Below are 17,398 nucleotides of genomic sequence, written 5' to 3'. Positions count from 1 at the left end.
GGCCGACTCACCGATATGTATATCGCGCCGGGAACGATAGCGACTTCCCCGAGTGCTCGCGACTTGGCGGACGACATCATGGCCGCGATTCGGGATAGCACAGCAGATGCTGCCAAGCAGCACAGTGCAGTGCTTCAGAGTACGACCTGGCCGGACATACCGGACATGCCCGAAGTTCGGCGGCGGCGTCTGTAGTGGCGTCACGTTGTGATTCGTGGTCAGGGGATCGCAGATGACAGAGGTGAATGCCCCGGGTGAGACCGAAGCGCAGAGGCCGCCGGGGCGGGGTTCGCGCGTCTTCGAGGTGTTCAATCCGGAGTATTCGGTCGGGGTCGCCTGTGCGCTCTCCGGTGAGATCGTCGGTATCCATCTGGGCGCGGAAGTCTGGGAGAACGACGACGCTTGGCTGGCCGCCGAGATTCTGCGTGTCGCTCGCTTGGCTCATATGAAGTCCCAGGTCGGCAGACGGGCGTCGCTACTGGAGCGTGGGGCACTGCCCCATGTCGCGGATGCGCGCGGTCTGCCCACCGAGTCGGATTACCGCCTTCGGGAAAAGCTCGAGTTCGGAGACGGACACTGAAGCCGGTGAGCCGCCAACCGTACTGGTCCCCAACTTTGGGGATAGGTGAGAATGGAACCGATAAGTCGGAGCGAGAGGGAGCTTTCGGGCTATGGGGACCATCTTCAGTCAGGACCCGGACGATCTCCGGGGGCGAGGGGACAAGCATGTCCCCGTGGCCGATGCGTACCGTGCCGGAGCCAGGGATGATCCTGAATGGGAGGGCGGCTTCCTGGAACGGGCCGGATACGGCGCCTCTGCGCTTCTGGACAAGAACAAGGCGAAGGCTCAGTCCAGGATCCAGTTGATGAACGGATACGCGGATACGCACCAGGGTGCCCGCAACGTCTCGCATTCGGGCGCCACGACGTTCGAAGGCTCCGATACCGATGGTGCCGGTGGGGTAAGGGGTTCGGACGCCTGATCTTTCTACGTCGATCAGTGACCGGATGACGAAGCGAGTCGGACGTGTGTACCGGATTGTCGAGCCTGGAGTCGGTGCAATGAGGAGCTCATTCGATGAGTGAACTGTCCCAGGACGAACTGGACGAGAATCCCGGAATCGTCGGTATGGACGATGAATTCAGGGAAGGTGATTGGCTCTACTCGAAGAACGGCCAGTACCGGACGGGAATCAAGGACGGTCAGGTCGTCGTCCAGCATGTCGAATCCGAAAACATCGTCAGCACAATCGATGCCGGTGACGAGAAAGTCACCAGGATCAGGCTCGAGGACGACGGTCTCGAGCTCTGGAATGACGAACGCGAGATCTGGGTTGCTCGGCCGGGGGTCGGCCATGAGGGGTCCGACGGTGAGGGTAACGGCGAAAAGGGTGACGACGCCGACGATCATCCGGGGTACGGCGATGCCAATCCGCAGAATCTCGTATTGACGAATGACGGCCAGCTGATGGTCGTCTCCGACGATATGGAAGATTGGGACGGAAACTACAATCAGGGAAATACCAGTGTTATCTGGTATCCCGATACGTTGAATGACGTCCGGCTCAGAACAGTATTCGGCGCAGGTTATAAACCGAAGAGTGCGGATGAAATCACCAGCAATAGCAACTACGCTGATTTCAAGCTGGAGATACAGAAACCGAAGGGGCATTCCGAGCCGCTCGGCCTGTTCATAGATGCGTCCAACAGGGCGCTCAAGGGCCTGATGCTGTGCATCGGCACCGGCGACGTAGAAATGCCTGATTTTCTCATTTCGCCGGATGGTGAAGATGCCAATAATAAAGACGACTTTCTCAACCAAGGGTTCGTGGACCGGCTTTCCGAAGCGGCTGAGAATGCAACTGGGGAAGCCTCGTATGGGGAAAATGACCTGATCTCCCAGTTGGGTCTCAGGTTGGAGAGTTTGAAAAAACTCGATACCGATTTCGAAAGTCATGTTCTCGATATCGATTTCCATAACAGTGCCAAATATCGCGAGATGTATCAGATCGTACTCGATGTGAATTCCGATATTGCTGAAGAGACGATCGGTCACGAATTCGAGCCGTCGCTCGGTCGGGAGTACGAAGTCGCGGCTACGGATGAACATCCAGAATATGCGATAGGTATACAGAAACTCTCCGAAGAAGCTCCTATGTACGACATCATCAAAAATGGGGTAGATAATGTCGAAGAAAAGGTCGTCGAATATGTGAAGTGGGCCGAGGACAAGGCAGAGGAAGACGACGAGTACAAGCAACTGCTCGAAAAGCACAACCCCGGATGGGCAGATGGAACGCCACGTGAAGGCAATCCACCGGCGAATCCGCCCGCTAATCCACCGGCGAATCCGCCCGCTAACCCACCGGCGAATCCGCCCGCTAACCCACCGGCGAATCCGCCCGCCAACCCACCGCCGGTGAATCCGCCGGTGAACCCCCCGGTCAATCCGCCCGTCAATCCGCCGGCGAACACCCCGGCGAACACCGATGATGCGCTGAAGGATCTGAACGACCAGTACGACCAGATTCTGGGTGATTCGACCGAGAATCCCACGGATGATTCCGATACCACGGGTACCGGCGAGGAGCAGCCGACGGACGGCGTGACCGGGGAAACTGTCGCCGGCGGCCAGAATACCGGTGGTGCCCAGGTCCAGCCGGCTGTCCAGCCCGCGGCGAGCAGCAGTCCGGATATGAGCGGGCTCATGATGGCGAGCATGATTCCGCAGATGCTCGGCGGTATGAACAAGGACGGCAAAGACGGTAAGGACAAGGACGACAAGGACGACAAGGACAAGGACGATCCCCGGGACAGGGGTCGCGAGGCTCCCGGCCCCGCTCAGCCTTCGCCGGGTGTTGTTCCCGGAGCGACCGATCAGGGCCCTGGGGCGCAGCCGGCCGTTACCGCCCCCACCGATACCGGTGCTCCGCCGGTCGTGACCACTCCGGGCGCGATGGTCGACTACAAGTTGCCCGACGGTAAGACGACGATCCAGGTGCCGCAGGCGGTATCCGACGCGCTGACACGGCAGCAGGGGAATCCGGCCCTCAACGCGTTCACCGCTTATGAGGGCACGCAGGCCTCGCAGAATATGGGCGGCGAATGGTCGATCGTCGAGGATCCCTCGCAGTTGCGCACGGGTGACGTGGTCAGGTGGGAGAACCACAGTGCGGTGGTCATCAACAATGGGACCGGACCCCAGTACTGGGAGAACGGTCGCTTGATCCCGCTGGATCTGAACAATCTCGACCACGCGCAGTTCGGTAAGTTCACCCAGTTCCTGCACCCCACCGGTCTCGATGCCGGCAACGCGGTGCAGAGCACGCCGGCGCCGACGGAGATGCCGGAACCGAAGATCACCCAGTCGACACCGCCGCAGCCGCCCTCGGTGGAGGCCCCGAAGGAGCCCCAGTCGACATGACAGAGGTCGGTGGCCGGGCGCTCGGTCGTGCGTGCCCGGCCGACCTGTCCGCTCCGGTGGCGGGTGTTACTCTCCGCTGAGATCGTCAGAGGGAGGCCGTCATCACCACGCTGTTGCTCGTACTGCTCATCGTCGTGCTCGTCGTGGCGGGTATCGCGCTGTTCCTGCTGGTCCGGAAGCGGGGTGACGCGTCCGCCCCGGCGGGGCCCGTCGACCCGTTCGCCGACAAGGATTCCGATGCGCTGCGCGGTGATCCGCGGGCGCTGAAAGCGGGGGATATCGTCGATATCTTCGGCGAGACCTACACAGTCCGTGGTTCGCTGCGCCTGAAAGAAGGCGGCTACCAGTGGAGCGAACATCTGCTGGATACGGCCAAGGGCACCCGCAAATGGCTTTCGGTGGAGGAGGACCCGGATCTCGAGCTGGTGCTCTGGACCGAGACGCCCGGAGTGCCGGCGGCGGGCGGGGACGCGATCGAGTACGACGGGAAGACCTTCCAGCTCGACGAATCGGGCCGCGCCCAGTACGTGAGCGAGGCGACCACCGGCCTCACCCCCTCCGGCACCGTGGCCTATCACGATTACACAGCCGCCGACGACACCAGGCTGTCGTTCGAGGATTTCGGCGAATCGGGCAAAAAGGAAGCCGCGATCGGGCAGGTGCTGTACCGGAGTGCGATTATGATCTACCCGCAGTCGTCGAACTGAGCGATGGCTGCGGCACCGGAGGGACTGTGCGCCGGACGGGGGAAGGGTTTTTCGTGAGTCGTAAGTCCTGGGTGGTCGCTGCGGTCTGCCTGATTCTCACTGTGGTGCTGTCCGGATGCGGATCCGATGATGACGACGACGCCGGTGTCCGGTCGTATATCGGGTCGCACTACACGCGCGCCACGAAACTCGACGAAGCGAACAATGGGATCGCGTACACGTCGAACAAATCACCCACCGCCACCGCCGACGAGATCACCAAGGGCGTGCGGCAGCTGGACCGGCGCACCGCCGGCGCCACCACCTACCTGCAGTACCGGGACGACATCATCGCGATATCCCCGAACGGGACCGGCGCCAGGATCCTGCTGGACGATTACCGGAACGGGCACCGGCGCCATCACAGCGCGGTGAGCGCCTTCGGCTGGCCCAGCGATAACAGCAGTTTCCGCGGCGGCGGTTCCGGCGAGGGAAAGTAGCTGCCGGAGTACGCGTCCGGATCCACTCCTACAGGAGGAAACAATGCTCGAAGACCTGCCCGCGAACGCCGGCGCCGCGGCGGCCTATTCCGGCCTCGGGTTCGTCCTGATGGTGCTGGGGTTCGTCCTCGTGGATGTGCTCACGCCCGGCAATCTGCGTCATCAGATCTGGGTGGAGCGCAACCGTAATGCCGCGCTGCTGGTGTCGGCGAACATGCTGGGTGTGGGGATCATCGTCGCCACCGCCATCTGGACTTCCGACGGCGCGATCGGGCAGGCACTGGTGACCAGCGCGGTGTACGGGATCATCGGCCTGATCGCGATGGCGCTGGCTTTCCTGTTGCTCGAGTTCGCTACTCCCGGGGAGTTCCGGGGCGTGGTCAACGAGCACGAGCTGCATCCGGGTGTGTGGGTGAGCGCGGCGGTGCATATCGCGGTCGCGGCCGTGGTCGCTTCGGCGCTCACCTGAGTTGGCGCCGAACGAATCCTCGACGGAGACCGTCGTCTCCGCACCGTCCGGCGGCGGGCCCGCCGGGCTCGAGCCGGCCGAAACGAAGACCGCGGCGGCTCCGGTCCCCGGCCGTTTCGCTCGGTTGGCGCTGCTCACCACGGTTTTCGTCTGCGCTGCCTGCGGGCTGGTGTACGAACTGTCGCTGGTGACGCTGGGCAGCTATCTGATCGGCGATACCGCTACCCAGGCATCGATCACGCTGAGTGTGATGGTCTGCGCGATGGGTGTCGGTGCCCTGGCCGCGAAACCGCTGCGGCATCTGGCTTCGGCCGCTTTCGTCGCTGTCGAGCTGGCGCTGGCGCTGGTGGGCGGTCTTTCGGTGCTCGGTCTGTATGCCGCCTACGCCTGGCTCGATCTGTACACGGCGGCACTGGTGGCGGCGTCCTGCGTGATCGGCGCTCTGGTCGGCGCCGAGATCCCGCTGCTGATGGAGATGTTGCAGCGGATCCGGAAACAGGAGGCCGGTAGCGCCGTCGCCGATCTGTTCGCCGCCGACTATGTGGGCGCGCTCCTCGGCGGCTTGGCGTTCCCGTTCCTGCTGCTGCCGGTGTTCGGTCAGATCCGCGGCAGCCTCATCGTCGGTGTGGTGAACGCGGTGGCGGGGCTGGTACTGGTGCTCGTCTGGTTCCGTGCCGACCTGTCACATCTGGTGAAAGTGCTCTTCGGAGCACTGACGTTGCTGGTGGCGGCGGTGCTGGTCGGGAGCTACGTCTACGCTGACCGGTTCGAGGCCACCGCCCAGCAGGCGCTCTTCGCGTATCCGATCGTCTGGCAGCGGCAGACCGAATACCAGAAGATCGTGCTCACCGAATCGGTATCACCGTTCGGAACTCGCGACACCCGGCTCTTCCTCAACGGTGACCTGCAGTTCTCGTCGGTGGACGAGTATCGGTACCACGAGGCGATGGTGCATCCGACGCTCGCCGGCCCGCGTCGCGATGTGCTGGTGATCGGTGGGGGTGACGGACTCGCGCTGCGGGAGATCCTGGAGTATCCCGATGTGGGGTCGGTGACGCTGGTCGAACTGGACCCGGCCGTGACCGAGCTGGCCCGCACCGATCCGCGGCTCACCGAACTCAACCGGAACTCCTTCGCCGATCCGCGGGTGCGCGTGGTCACCGCCGACGCGTTCTCCTGGCTGCGGACCGCCGACGCCGGCTACGACGCGGTGATCGTCGATCTGCCCGACCCGGACCAGACCTCCATCGCCAAGCTGTATTCCACCGAGTTCTACGCGATGACGGCCCGGGTGCTGGCACCCGGCGGCACCATGGTGGTGCAGGCGGGTTCGCCGTTCTTCGCCCCACATTCGTACTGGTGTATCGCGGCGACGGTCCGCACGTCGGGTTTGAGCATCCTCCCGTACCACGTGGATGTACCGAGTTTCGGCGACTGGGGTTTCATCCAGGCCACCCGGGACCCCGATCCGCGACTCGCGCTGGATCCGCCCACCCCGCTGCGCTCGATCGACGAACAGAGTCTGCCGGCGGCGACCGTATTCGCCCCGGATCGCCGGGACACCGGTGAACAACCCTCGACACTCATGCATCCGACGATCCTCGATCTCGCCCGCAAGGAGTGGGTGTAGCGGATCAGGCGGGTGGTTCCCAGGACAGCACCGGCCCGAGCGCGCGCAGGGCGGCGGAGTCGGGGGTCAGCCGCAGCACGGCGTTCCGTACGGGCGTCGCCGCGGGAAGGGCCAGCTGCAATGCGGTACCCATTCGGCGGGACAGTCGTGCCAGCGGTCGTACCCGGGCCCGGCGGACCCGGTCGTATTCGGCCAGGGCGGTGGGGATATCCGGTATCCGGTCGAGCAGGGCCGCCAGGGTGACGGCATCCTCTACCGCCAGATTCGCGCCCTGGCCGAGATTCGGGGTCATGGCATGCGCCGCGTCGCCCAGCAGCACGGCACGTTCCCGGATATAGGTCCGCAGCGGCGGCAGTTCGTAGATATCGTGCCGCAGTATCGCTTCCGGATCGGCCGCGTCCAGCAGCGCCGGAATCGGATCGTGCCAGCTGCCGAACCGGCGCCGGACCTCCCCGAGTTCATCACCCGGGGAATGCTGACCGGCAGGGAGATTCGCGGTGGCGAACAGGTAAACCCGGCCGTCGCGCAGCGGTGCGATACCGACCCGCTGCCCGCGGCCGAGGGTCTCGCCACCGGAATCCACCGGCCCGGCCGGAACGACGATCGTCCGCCACGCGGTGTAGCCGGCATAGATCGGAGGTCGGGCTCGCGGCCACAGAGCGGTGCGGATCGTGCTGTTGATCCCGTCGGCGCCGAGCACCAGGTCGGCCTCGGTGGTACCGGCACTGTGCCGGACCCGGACGCCGTGCGCGGTGAACTCCACCGCGTCGACCGGGCAGCCGAAGCGCGGAACGGTTCCGAGCGCGTCGTGCAGGATCTCCGACAGCCGGGTTCGGTGGATCACCACCAGATCGCCGTAGCGGTCACGGAGTTCGGCGATATCGGTGCGCGACAGCCAGCGCCCGGCGGTATCCCGCATCCCGCCTTCGGTTGCCGCGAGCGACTGTTCCCGGACCTCGGCGCCGACGCCGATCACATCGAGACCACGCAAACCGTTGGGCCACAGGCTCAGCCCCGACCCAGCCGCTTCCACCGCGGCGGCCCTTTCCAGCACCTCGACCTGCCAGCCGCGCTGCCGCAGCGCTATGGCGGCCGTGAGTCCCGCGATTCCGGCACCCACGACCACCGCGCGGCGGTCCGCGCCGTTCGGGTTCGCGATCATCACCACCTCCGGTATCGAGCCTCGCTGCCCGGCACGATTATCGCCGCCCGCGTCTGTGGTCCGTACGGCGGCTGCCGGGCGATCCGTTCCGCCGACACGGTGAAGCGGCGGAGCGGATCGCGACCGCGCTGTTGCCGTCTGCTCGCGCGGGCGTCGGCCGGTTTTGTGCGGCGCTGTGGCGAATTGGATCAGCGGCCGATGCCGGCCGGGCCGGAGGTGGGCGCCGCCGCGGACGGTGTGGAGGCGGGGGGAGAAGCCGGTACCGAGGAAGCGGTCGGCGCGTGGGCGGGAGCCGGTACCGAGGAGGAGGTCGGCTTGTGGGTGGGCGCCGTGGCGGAGGTGGAGACCGGACCGGCGGGCGAACCCGGTGCGGAGGAGGCTATCGGGTCCGAGGAGGGGATATGCGCCGAGGGCGTGGCGATGGCACCGCCCTGGCCGTCGGCCTTCTCGGTGGTCGCGCTGCCCGCGACGGAACCGGTCTGCTCGCCGGTCCCGGTGGTTTCCGGCGGGGTCGTCGTGGCGGTGCCGCCGGACGGGGTGGTGGACGGCGTGGTGGTCCCGGGATCGGTGGTCGTGGTGGGAGTGGTTTCGGTGGTGGTCGGGGTGGTGGTGGAGGTCGACGGGGCGGCGACGCTGGTGGTCGGCAAGGGCAGTTCGGGTGCGGGCCGGGGCTGATCCACCGGATCGCCCGCGGGTGGGGTGGGTACGTTCTCCGCGACCGCGCTCCCCGGTACTGCCGGGGGCGCCGACGGAACCGCCGGAGCCGGATGGGTGACCGACGGCGCGTGCTGCTCCTCGGGGAGTCGCGGTCCGGGAGCAGGTGAGGTATCCGCCGCCGGTGCGCCCGGCGCCACCGTGACCGATACCGCCGGTGGTGCTGTGGTTTCCGGTGCGTCGGTGACCACGGCCCCCTCCCGGGTCAGAGCCAGTGCCGAGACACTCACCACGGCGATCAGCAGTGCGGCCACCGCGGCCGCGGTCCTTTTACCACGGAGAACAGGCGGTGTCGCGGGCACGGTGACGGCGGGCGGGATGAGCGGTCGCGGGGTGTCGCCGGATGGGGTGCCTGTCGGAGGGGTGAGAGCCAGGGGGCGGTCGTCGGGTGGAGTGTCTGTTCGTGGGGTGACTGCTGCCGGGGTGGCGGTCGCTGGGGTGACTGCCGCTGGGGTGGCGGTCGCTGGAGTGACGGTGGCCGCCGGGGGAACTGCCGTCGGGGTGTCGGTTGCGGGGCCCACAGCCGCGCGGATGGCAGTGTCTGGAGGGGTGGCGGCCGCGGGGGCGGCGGCCGGCAGTAACGCCTGCTTCGCGGCGGCCGCGAGTTCCCCCGCGGACCTGTAGCGTTCGTCCGGGTCCTTCGCCATCCCCTGAGCGATCACCGCGTCGAAAGCGGGCGGGACACCGGCGGCCGAGGGCAGCGGCGGCCGGTCGGTCAGGTGTGCCGCGATCTGCCGTTCCACGCTGTCGCCGCGGTACGGTTTCGTGCCGGCCAGACATTCGTAGAGTACGCAGGCCAGGGAGTACACATCCGACCGCGCGTCGATTTGGTCCAGGGTGAGCCGTTCCGGCGCCATATAGGCCAGCGTGCCGATCATCGTGCCCGCGCGGGTGAGTGTGGTGTCCTGGCCGCTACGGGCGATCCCGAAATCGATCAGGTAGGCGAAACCGTCCGGGGTGACCAGGATGTTCGAGGGTTTGACATCCCGGTGCACCACCCCGCTGGTGTGCGCGGCGTCGAGGGCCGCGGCGATCTGGGTGATCACGGCGACGGCTTCGGCGGTGTCGAGCGGGCCCTGGTCCGCGAGCAGGGTCGCCAGGTTGGGGGCCTCCACCAGACGCATTTCCAGGAACAGTCGGCCGTCGATCTCGCCGAAATCGTGGATCGGCACGATATGCGGCTCGTGCAGCCGGGCCACCAGCTGGGCTTCCCGCTGGAATCGCCGGCGATAGGTTTTGTCCTGCGCGAATTCCTTCGACAGCACTTTCACCGCCACCATGCGCTCGGTACCGGTGTCGTAGGCGCGGTGTACTTCCCCCATCGCGCCCGCCCCCAGTGGATCGAGCAGTCGGTAACGACCGAACTCTGTACCTTCCACACCTTCCACGAGCTACGGATACCACATCCTGTGCCCGATCACAGCACCCCATAACCACGGATGAGGGTGGAATCACCCAGGGAGGAGGGGTTTTCGGTCAGCGGCCGGATTCGTCGCGCCCCATGGATTCGGGGCCCAGTGGCCGGACGGGTGGGTCCGCGAACACCGTGGCCGCGGTATCGGTGGCCAGCCGGGCGGCCGCGCCCGCCGCCACCCGGAGTGCGAACCGGCCGGTGTCGGGGTCGAGGGCGACCAGGCCGTAGTCGCCGTCGACCTCGGCCTCGGTCAGACCCAGCTCCCGCAGTGCGTCGGCCAGCACCGATCCCGGGCGAAGTGTGACGGTCAGCAGTGGCATTTCCCCAGGTTACGCCCGCGCCGCGACCTTCCGCAGCTCCGCGAGCAGGGCCCGGGGCTCGGCGATGCCGTACCCGTAGTCGTAGTCGAACCCGGTGCCGGCCCGGTCGGCCGCGGTGCTGCGCAGCAGTTCCCGCAGTCGGGCCGGCGGTACCTCGGTCGCGGACCACCGGGTCCGGAAGGCCGCGACCACCCCGGCGAGGACGGGGCAGGCGGTCGAGGTGCCGGTATCGGGAACCCCGGCGCCGAAGGCCGTGGACCCCAGGAAATGGGAGTACGAGCAGAGATCGGGCTTCTGATCGGAGAGCCGGCCGGGACCTTGCGACGAGTATCCGATCCGTTGCCTGCCGGTGTCGACGCCGCCGACCGACAGGACGGCCGGATGCGAATTGGCGCCGGTGATCGGACGATCGGGATATGTGCAGCGTCCGTCGGGGCAGTCGCGACCGCAGTTTCCGGCGGCGAACAGGATATCGGCGCCCGCCGCGTCGAGGGAGGCGACGATGATATTGAACGGGTGATCCGGGTTGTCGGAGTAGTTGCCCGGGTCGCCGACCGGGAAATCCCACTGCGGGGCGAACGAGCCCCAGCTGTTGCTGATCACCAGGGAGCGCCGGTCCTCCGGTTGTGCGGTGAGCACGGTGCGCAGGTGGGCGAACGCGGCCAGGGCGTCGGAGAGCAGGCCGTCCATCCGGCTCCCACCGGACCGGGTGCTCTGTAGCAGCGGTATGTCGAGGAAAGTGGCCCGTGGTGCCGCGATGAGCGCGTCGAAGGCGCACATGGTGCCGTGGTCGACCGGGAACTCGCCTGCCTTGCCGGTGACTCCCGCGGGATTCCAGCTCCGCGATGCGTCGATGGCGATCGTGGCACCGCTGACCCGCTGCACCGCCGCCGCATTGATCCCGGTGTCCAGGACCGCCACGGCCACCCCCTCGCCGGTGAGCCCGGCAGCGGTGAGTTCGTCGCGGCCCAGCAGACCGGCGATCTCCTTCCAGGTGCCGACCGGCCCGGTGTCACCGCAGGTGAGCACCGGTTCGATCACCGGGTCCGCGAAGATGCCGACGACCCCCGGGGTGCCCGCCACCGCGGCACGCGCCGCCGGATCACCGTCGGGGATCTCGCCGCGCACCAGATGCGAGCCGTTGTCTCCACGCGATGTATCGGCCACCTCCGGAACACCTGATGGGATAGCCACCGGTGCGTAGCCGGGGTCGACACTGAAACCGGGAACCTCGCCGGTGATGGCGCTCGCGGAGATACCGGCCACGGAATCGGCTGCGGCGGAGATCAGTTCGGGGGACGGGCGGAGCTCGATCACGACTCGCATCCGGCAATACTGCCCCCGCGATCGATCGACGGCAAACCATCGCGCCCGCGGGTGCCGGGCAGGACGCAGGTGCGGCGAGCGGCGGGACCACTGCGCGCACCCGGTTGTCAGGTGCGGAAGAACCCCTGATTTCGGCGCTGGTTCAGTTCGATCAGTTCTTCCTCGGACAGTGCGTCGTCCGGATCGACGTAACGCGCCGGGCCGGGGGTCACGGGGGGTGGTGCCGGACGGGGCTTTTCGACGGCGTCGCCGCAGGATTCGGCCACCGCGGTGATACGGGGGTCCCCGATGAGCGTGTCCGGATGTACGCGCACATTGTCGCGTGCCTGCTCGAGCGCCTCACGGGCGAGCTGTGTGATGAGTTCGCCGAGCGCTTCGCCGTAAGGGGTGACGGAGGGATCGATCCGCACGGATTCGAGTCCGGGCCCGTGCCGCCACCCGCGGTGCCGGCAGCAGGGTCCAGGAGATCAGCGATGGGGCCAGGGCCGATATCACGGCGTTCCTCCAGACCGAGGGACAGAACACCGCGCATATCGCCGGCGCCGCCGAGCCGCCGCGATGAGTTCGGTCCCGCCTGCCAAAACGCAGATCAGGCAGTGGGATACCGCTTCGCTGGGCCAACAGGGCCAGGAATGGACGCGGGCCGCGCACACCACGCTCACCGAGCACGGCGCGGTATCACAGCAACTCGCGGATTCGCCGGGATTCTGGCGCGGAGACGCCGCCGACGCCATGCGGGTGAAGGGCGAGGAGACCAGAACGTCACTGTCCTCCGTGGTGACCGCGCTGGAACAGGCGGGCACGATCGTCACCCAGGCCGGGCCGTCACTGCTGGCGGCCAAGACCACCGCGGTGAACGCGATCGCCACCGCCGAACAGGAACAGTTCGTGGTCGGGGAGCAGGGCGATGTCGGTTACACCAAGGAATTGCCGGCGTGGGTGCAGGCCGAGCTCGGGACCATGAGCTGGCCGAGGCCGCGATGCTGGACGACCTCAGCATCGGGGACAAGATCCGGTTCTACCGGATCATGACCGAGGCGGAGGACATCGCGCTCGGGGTCTACGAGGGCGATACGGAACAGGACGATCACACCGACGCGTTCCGGCACGCCTACTGGAACGCGTTGCTGACCCAGGAGTTCGGTGCGGACTGGCCGACAGAGTACGGGTCCAAGCATGAAGGCCGGCCCGATAACGCGGCGGTCCGTGAGGCAATGGATCTGCACAACAACGAGATCGGCCGCACCATCGCGTTGCAGAATCCCGATGCCGACCCCGAGGAACTTCAGCAGCTGGTGAAAGACGCTGTGGCGCGCGGCGATACCGTGGTCATCGACCAAGGCCACGAGCTGAGCTTCTCCGACGACGTAAAGGTCGGCGACACAGTGGATTCGGATGTATTCAACGAGAACCCGAGATTCCTTCCGGGGTCGCCGTTGCCCGATGACAAGCCATCACCGAAATGAGAATTCCAGCGGAGGGCCTGGTGGAAGTGATTGCGTCGCGTGGGCGAGGGCCGCGGGCATTCGTGGCCGTCGGAGTATCGGCATTGATTCTGGCGGGTGGCACCGGGTGTGGCACGGTGTTCGGCGACTCCGTTCAGGTCGTGCGGGATGATGCCGCGGTGGACAGCGCGTTTCAACGCGTGGTGGATTCCGAGCAGCCGGCGAGCCGCGATCACTACGCGACACCGGATTCGATGGCCACACCGGTTCGGCGAGAGCGAGGGAACCCGACCGGGCCGGGGACCGAGGTCTACTGGGGGCTGGATATCGACGAAGCCGGCTGACACCGGGCGGCGAGCTGTGGTCCGGCACGTATCGCCGCCCGGCGAGGTCTCCGGGTGGCTGCTCCGGTGACCCGCCCGCCGGTTCAGCGGGCGCGGACCGGCGCGTTGACGCGGTGTTCGGCCAGCCTGCCCAGGACCGCCTGGTTGGCTTCCCAGCCGTCCGGGAATTTGACCGGAACCCCGAGGTAGACCGGTTCGGCCGAGGGATGAGCGTCGAGGAGTTCGCCGATTCCGGCGCGGCCCACGACGATACAGGCGTGCCGGTGCCGGGACGCCAGCACGCACAATCGCCCGGCCTCGAGGTGGAACGCGCCCGCGTCGCGCCGCCCGGACAGCGGGTGCAGGATGACGGTGACATCGTATTCGCGGCCCTGGAGCCGGTTGGCGGTATCGACGGTGACGGCCTGCGCGACCGTTCCCGCCAGTGCGTCGCGAACGGCCTGGGCCTGGTCGCGATGTGCGGTGCCGACCGCGATACGGGTGGCGTCGACTGCACGGGTGCCGTGTTCGGAATGCGCGACGCCGCCACGTTCCAGCAGCCGGCAGGCGAGGTCGGCGATGGCGGCGACCGCCTCCCCGTCGGTGCGCAGCGTATGGCGGGCGGGTAGTTCGTAGTACGCCCAGCCGTGCGTGGCGGCTTCGTCGAGTACATCGTCCACCGGACCTCGGATACCACGTGTGGTGAACTCGAGCCGGCGCTGCTCGGGGCGGGTACCGGCGTCGAAGGGCGCGAACGGGTAGAAGGCGGAGGAGACCACCGAGGCCGCCGACGGTGGCAGCCGCCACGACACCGGCAGGGTGTGCACCGGGATACCGGCATTGTGATTGAGCATCACCGCCACCGCGCTCATGGTCGGATTCCACGACAGGCCGGCCCAGCGGTCACCGTCGACGGTGGCGAACGGGTCCAGCTGGCCGGGGTCGCCCACGAAGAGGCCGCGTTCGAAACGGTTCGCGATGCGCAGCAACATATCCGAGCGCATCTGATAGGCCTCGTCGACGATCGCGTAGGACCAGCGGCCCTCATCGAGGGTCGCCCATTTCGCGGCCGTGCCGATCACGATCGCGCATTTCTCCAGATCGGCGGGGCGGTTGGCGACCTCGACGTTGTCGCGATCGATCCGGGCGCTGCGGCGGTAGTCGCCGGCGGAGAGCCGGCCGATCAGCAGGCCGGGGTCGGCGGTGGCCAGCCGATCGATGAGGTCGTCGACCTGTTCGTTGGTCTGCGCGACGATCATCCGCTGTTCGTCGTCGGCGGCGGCGAGGCGGCGGGCGGCGCGCACCACCAGGGTGGATTTACCGGCACCGGGTGGTGAATCCACTACCAGGGCACGGTGGGCGGTGTTGTCGAGGTCGGCGAGGATCCGGCCGACCACCTCGTCCGCGGTGTTCACGACCATTCCTCCGTGAGTTCGGATGTGGGTTCGGGAGGGGGACCGCCGTGGGTCCACGGGGTCTCTTCGCGGGGCGGGAGTTTGGCGGGCGGACCACCGAAACCGCCGGGGGAGAAGCGGGCGAAGCCGATCGCGTCACCTTCTTCGGGCACACTGCCCACGGCGGGGTTCTTGCCCTGCCCCATACCGCTGATGAGTTCCAGCTGGATCACATCAGCGTCCACCGCGACGACCTCGGCCTTCTGTGCGGGCCGATCGATCCGGATCAGGGTCTCGCCGATCCGGGCCCGGAACGGGTCGGCGGTGTGCACCCAGAGATACGGCCGCGGGACCTCGCGCGATTTCGGCTTCGCCCGGCGCTCCGGCTCGCACGCGCTGATCGTTCCCTGGAACGCTTCACCGACGAGCCGGTATTCGATCAGCACTCGGGGGTCGTCGAAGGCGCGCTGCGCCTGGAAGGTGTCCAGGGCCTGTTCCTGTTTCAGCAGCCGGCGGGTCGCCGAAACGGCCGAATCGCGCCGGGCCTGCGGATATCCCTCCGGGATATCGGCCGCGAACCAGGAGAACGCGCCCCGGTCCTCGGTCCACCGTTTCTCCACGCTCGCGCCTTCGGGCAGGCCGCGCAGCAGCTCCACGGCCCGCCACATCAATTGCCAGGTCGGTTCCAGCTGTCCGCGCAACGCCTGTTCGAGTCGTTCGGCCGCGATGACCTTCGCCCATTCGTGCTCGGCGCTGTCGTATGCGGCGATCAGGGGTGCCAGTTCTTCATTGTCGAAACCGGGATCGGTGGCCGGTCCCGCGGGCGGGTACGCCAGCGGGTCCTCGGCGAGGGCGGCGGCCTCCGGGCCTGTCATCCCGGCGGGGGGATCTATCCAGCCGAGCAGGGCGGCCAGGTTGCCGTCCTCGAGCGCGGACTGCCCCGACGCCCAATGCGTGGTGAGCATCGAGGTCATCGCCAGGCAGACGTTCGATCCCGGGAAGTCGGATCGATCGCCGAACCAGGTGAGCCAGCGACCCAGCAGCGGAAGTGTTTCCGGGACCGCGTTCTCGCCCTCGGTGCGATGGAATCGCACCGAACGGCCCAGCAGCCGCAGGAATTCGGCTCCACCGGGATTGGGAACGAGCAACTGCGGTGCGTCCAGGTAGCGCAGATAGGCCTCACCGGTCGATTTCACCGTCAGTTCCTCGGCGTTCTCACAGAACGACGAGATATAGGGAAGCACCCGGTCGGCGAGATGTTCGATGAACCGCAGCCGCAGTACCCGGTCGCGTGGTTGCGCCACGATCAGCACCGTCGCGTCGTGCGGCGCCGATCCGAGGGCGACGGCGAGCGGCGCCGCCGCCTCACCGGCCAACCGGAGCGGCACGAGTACCAGGGGGCGTTCGGCGAGGTGGTAGTGCCGCCGGTCGGCGATGGGTTCGGCGCGGCCGGTGCGGGCCGCGGTCACTTTCGCCAGCGCGCTGAGCACGCTCATCGGGCGACCTCCAGGCGCAGTGCCCGTGCCCGGCGCAGCATCTCCGCGATATCGGCGTGTTCGGGTCCGGGATCGAGCGTCCCCTCGGCCAGGGCCAGCACCGTATCGAGGTTGTCGATACCGCCGAGATCGTCGCATACCCCGCGGCCGAGCGTGTCGACCGAGCCCTGGGTCCGGGCCTCGGACCGGCAGGCGAAGGCCAGTTCGCAGCTGGACATGCATTCCGGCGCGTACCGCGACGGGATCGCCGCGACGGTATCCGCCAGCCCCTCGCCCGGTGTGAACGAGGCGTCCGGTGGGACGAGGTCGAGCAGCGTGTCGATCGAGGTGAGCCGGGACAGCTGGCGTCCGATCACCGCGAGTTGTTTGCGCAGATCCACCAGGGCCGCGGTCGGCCGGTTGGTGAAATCCTTGGCGCACACCAGGATCGAATTGTGCGCGACCAGCTCCGGTGACTGTCCGAGCTCGCGCAGTAGTTCCCGCATGGCCAGGACGTATACCGCCGATTGCCGGGCCGCCGAAGCCACCTGCGCGGGATCGGCCTGCCCGTCGACGACGGCGAACGATTTGATCTCCACCACGTGAAAGAGGCCGCCGATCTGCAGGGCCACCACATCGGGCTCCAGATAGGCGGTGGCCCCGGCGATCTCGAGCCGCAACATGGGGTGATCGAACAAGGTCCCCTGGCCGGAGGTCAGTGCCTGTCCCAGTAGCTGTTTGGTGCGCTGGTAGCGCACGGAATTGCTCGCGTTGTCGCCGACGGTCTCCAGATCGTGGTAGCCGACCTCCGGGATGGTCAGCCCCAGCTCTTCGCGCAGCAGCCGTAGCAGTTCGGCGCATCCGTGCGCCTTCACCATGGCCTCGAAGGTATTACCGCGGGTGATCGCGAACGGCGACTGACCGAATTTGGCCGGGAAGCCCAGTTCCCGGGCGATCACGGTCTTGTCCACCGCCGCGGCGTCCAGCAGCGCTCGGCGCGCACAGCCCGGGTTGGCGGTGAGCGCGGCGATGGTCCGGGCGTTGTGCCGGGTGGCGGGGGCGTCGCCGCGCAGGTCGTCGAGTCGGGTGGTCAGGGTTTTCTCGGCAAGCGTCATC

Annotated in this window: 18 protein-coding genes; 10 read left to right on the top strand and 8 right to left on the bottom strand. The window is 67.2% G+C overall.

The window, feature by feature from the left end; genetic code table 11:
* Nucleotides 1-232: 232 nt before the first annotated feature.
* From IEY68_RS09770 to IEY68_RS09740, 7 genes are all read left to right on the top strand, one after another.
* Nucleotides 233-580, top strand: coding sequence for a hypothetical protein (locus IEY68_RS09770; RefSeq protein WP_058855861.1), 348 nt, complete (start codon nucleotides 233-235; stop codon nucleotides 578-580).
* Nucleotides 581-671: 91 nt separating this feature from the next.
* Entirely contained in the window at nucleotides 672-983 is a 312-nt protein-coding gene (locus IEY68_RS09765; RefSeq protein ID WP_058855862.1) for a hypothetical protein, read from the top strand.
* Between the two features lie 95 nt (nucleotides 984-1,078).
* The gene (locus IEY68_RS09760; RefSeq protein ID WP_058855863.1) at nucleotides 1,079-3,424 is read left to right on the top strand and encodes a hypothetical protein; all 2,346 of its coding nucleotides are present in this window, start codon (nucleotides 1,079-1,081) and stop codon (nucleotides 3,422-3,424) included.
* A 113-nt stretch (nucleotides 3,425-3,537) separates the two neighbouring features.
* Entirely contained in the window at nucleotides 3,538-4,131 is a 594-nt protein-coding gene (locus tag IEY68_RS09755) for a DUF4178 domain-containing protein (RefSeq protein WP_229718693.1), read from the top strand.
* A gap of 53 nt (nucleotides 4,132-4,184) precedes the next feature.
* On the top strand, nucleotides 4,185-4,610 hold the full coding sequence (locus IEY68_RS09750) for a DUF4247 domain-containing protein (RefSeq protein WP_058855865.1): 426 nt from the start codon (nucleotides 4,185-4,187) through the stop codon (nucleotides 4,608-4,610).
* A gap of 43 nt (nucleotides 4,611-4,653) precedes the next feature.
* Nucleotides 4,654-5,079, top strand: a complete 426-nt coding sequence (locus tag IEY68_RS09745; protein WP_058855866.1) for a DUF350 domain-containing protein — start codon at nucleotides 4,654-4,656, stop codon at nucleotides 5,077-5,079.
* Nucleotide 5,080: 1 nt separating this feature from the next.
* On the top strand, nucleotides 5,081-6,709 hold the full coding sequence (locus tag IEY68_RS09740; RefSeq protein WP_082681499.1) for a polyamine aminopropyltransferase: 1,629 nt from the start codon (nucleotides 5,081-5,083) through the stop codon (nucleotides 6,707-6,709).
* Nucleotides 6,710-6,713: 4 nt separating this feature from the next.
* Here the strand turns inward: IEY68_RS09740 and IEY68_RS09735 are convergent, their stop codons facing one another.
* From IEY68_RS09735 to IEY68_RS09715, 5 genes are all read right to left on the bottom strand, one after another.
* On the bottom strand, nucleotides 6,714-7,871 hold the full coding sequence (locus tag IEY68_RS09735) for an FAD-dependent monooxygenase (protein ID WP_058855896.1): 1,158 nt from the start codon (nucleotides 7,869-7,871) through the stop codon (nucleotides 6,714-6,716).
* Nucleotides 7,872-8,059: 188 nt separating this feature from the next.
* Nucleotides 8,060-9,973: a serine/threonine-protein kinase gene (locus tag IEY68_RS36070; RefSeq protein WP_058855867.1), complete on the bottom strand. Its 1,914-nt coding sequence runs from the start codon at nucleotides 9,971-9,973 to the stop codon at nucleotides 8,060-8,062.
* A gap of 88 nt (nucleotides 9,974-10,061) precedes the next feature.
* Nucleotides 10,062-10,319, bottom strand: a complete 258-nt coding sequence (locus tag IEY68_RS09725) for a hypothetical protein (protein ID WP_058855868.1) — start codon at nucleotides 10,317-10,319, stop codon at nucleotides 10,062-10,064.
* 9 nt (nucleotides 10,320-10,328) lie between these two features.
* Entirely contained in the window at nucleotides 10,329-11,645 is a 1,317-nt protein-coding gene (locus tag IEY68_RS09720) for a S8 family serine peptidase (protein ID WP_058855869.1), read from the bottom strand.
* Nucleotides 11,646-11,752: 107 nt separating this feature from the next.
* Nucleotides 11,753-12,055, bottom strand: a complete 303-nt coding sequence (locus IEY68_RS09715) for a hypothetical protein (protein ID WP_058855870.1) — start codon at nucleotides 12,053-12,055, stop codon at nucleotides 11,753-11,755.
* 148 nt (nucleotides 12,056-12,203) lie between these two features.
* Here IEY68_RS09715 and IEY68_RS09710 point away from each other — a divergent pair, with 148 nt between their 5' ends.
* From IEY68_RS09710 to IEY68_RS09700, 3 genes are all read left to right on the top strand, one after another.
* Entirely contained in the window at nucleotides 12,204-12,677 is a 474-nt protein-coding gene (locus IEY68_RS09710) for a WXG100 family type VII secretion target (protein WP_058855871.1), read from the top strand.
* Entirely contained in the window at nucleotides 12,626-13,111 is a 486-nt protein-coding gene (locus tag IEY68_RS09705) for a DUF6973 domain-containing protein (protein ID WP_058855872.1), read from the top strand. The genes IEY68_RS09710 and IEY68_RS09705 overlap by 52 nt, the downstream gene beginning before the upstream one ends.
* A 158-nt stretch (nucleotides 13,112-13,269) precedes the next feature.
* Nucleotides 13,270-13,434, top strand: coding sequence for a hypothetical protein (locus IEY68_RS09700; RefSeq protein ID WP_156426289.1), 165 nt, complete (start codon nucleotides 13,270-13,272; stop codon nucleotides 13,432-13,434).
* 83 nt (nucleotides 13,435-13,517) lie between these two features.
* Here the strand turns inward: IEY68_RS09700 and IEY68_RS09695 are convergent, their stop codons facing one another.
* From IEY68_RS09695 to IEY68_RS09685, 3 genes are read right to left on the bottom strand one after another with little or no spacing between them, the layout of a single operon-like run.
* Entirely contained in the window at nucleotides 13,518-14,828 is a 1,311-nt protein-coding gene (locus IEY68_RS09695) for an AAA domain-containing protein (protein WP_058855897.1), read from the bottom strand.
* Complete coding sequence (locus IEY68_RS09690) at nucleotides 14,825-16,303, bottom strand: hypothetical protein (protein ID WP_058855874.1); 1,479 nt, start codon at nucleotides 16,301-16,303, stop codon at nucleotides 14,825-14,827. The genes IEY68_RS09695 and IEY68_RS09690 overlap by 4 nt, the downstream gene beginning before the upstream one ends.
* Nucleotides 16,300-17,397, bottom strand: coding sequence for a hypothetical protein (locus tag IEY68_RS09685; RefSeq protein ID WP_058855875.1), 1,098 nt, complete (start codon nucleotides 17,395-17,397; stop codon nucleotides 16,300-16,302). The genes IEY68_RS09690 and IEY68_RS09685 overlap by 4 nt, the downstream gene beginning before the upstream one ends.
* Nucleotide 17,398: the final 1 nt, after the last annotated feature.

Source organism: Nocardia jinanensis, assembly GCF_014645735.1.
Classification (GTDB): Bacteria; Actinomycetota; Actinomycetes; order Mycobacteriales; family Mycobacteriaceae; genus Nocardia; species Nocardia jinanensis.
The sequence above is the reverse complement of the archived record's forward strand: the minus strand, read 5'-3'. Positions and strand labels throughout refer to the sequence as shown.

Bases quoted from the DNA above. Each gene is read 5' to 3' on its own strand.
- IEY68_RS09770 (WP_058855861.1), top strand. From the start codon at position 233: ATGACAGAGGTGAATGCCCCGGGTGAGACCGAAGCGCAGAGGCCGCCG.
- IEY68_RS09765 (WP_058855862.1), top strand. From the start codon at position 672: ATGGGGACCATCTTCAGTCAGGACCCGGACGATCTCCGGGGGCGAGGG.
- IEY68_RS09760 (WP_058855863.1), top strand. From the start codon at position 1,079: ATGAGTGAACTGTCCCAGGACGAACTGGACGAGAATCCCGGAATCGTC.
- IEY68_RS09745 (WP_058855866.1), top strand. From the start codon at position 4,654: ATGCTCGAAGACCTGCCCGCGAACGCCGGCGCCGCGGCGGCCTATTCC.
- IEY68_RS09735 (WP_058855896.1), bottom strand. From the start codon at position 7,871: ATGATCGCGAACCCGAACGGCGCGGACCGCCGCGCGGTGGTCGTGGGT.
- IEY68_RS09725 (WP_058855868.1), bottom strand. From the start codon at position 10,319: ATGCCACTGCTGACCGTCACACTTCGCCCGGGATCGGTGCTGGCCGAC.
- IEY68_RS09720 (WP_058855869.1), bottom strand. From the start codon at position 11,645: ATGCGAGTCGTGATCGAGCTCCGCCCGTCCCCCGAACTGATCTCCGCC.
- IEY68_RS09710 (WP_058855871.1), top strand. From the start codon at position 12,204: ATGAGTTCGGTCCCGCCTGCCAAAACGCAGATCAGGCAGTGGGATACC.
- IEY68_RS09705 (WP_058855872.1), top strand. From the start codon at position 12,626: ATGCTGGACGACCTCAGCATCGGGGACAAGATCCGGTTCTACCGGATC.
- IEY68_RS09690 (WP_058855874.1), bottom strand. From the start codon at position 16,303: ATGAGCGTGCTCAGCGCGCTGGCGAAAGTGACCGCGGCCCGCACCGGC.
- IEY68_RS09685 (WP_058855875.1), bottom strand. From the start codon at position 17,397: ATGACGCTTGCCGAGAAAACCCTGACCACCCGACTCGACGACCTGCGC.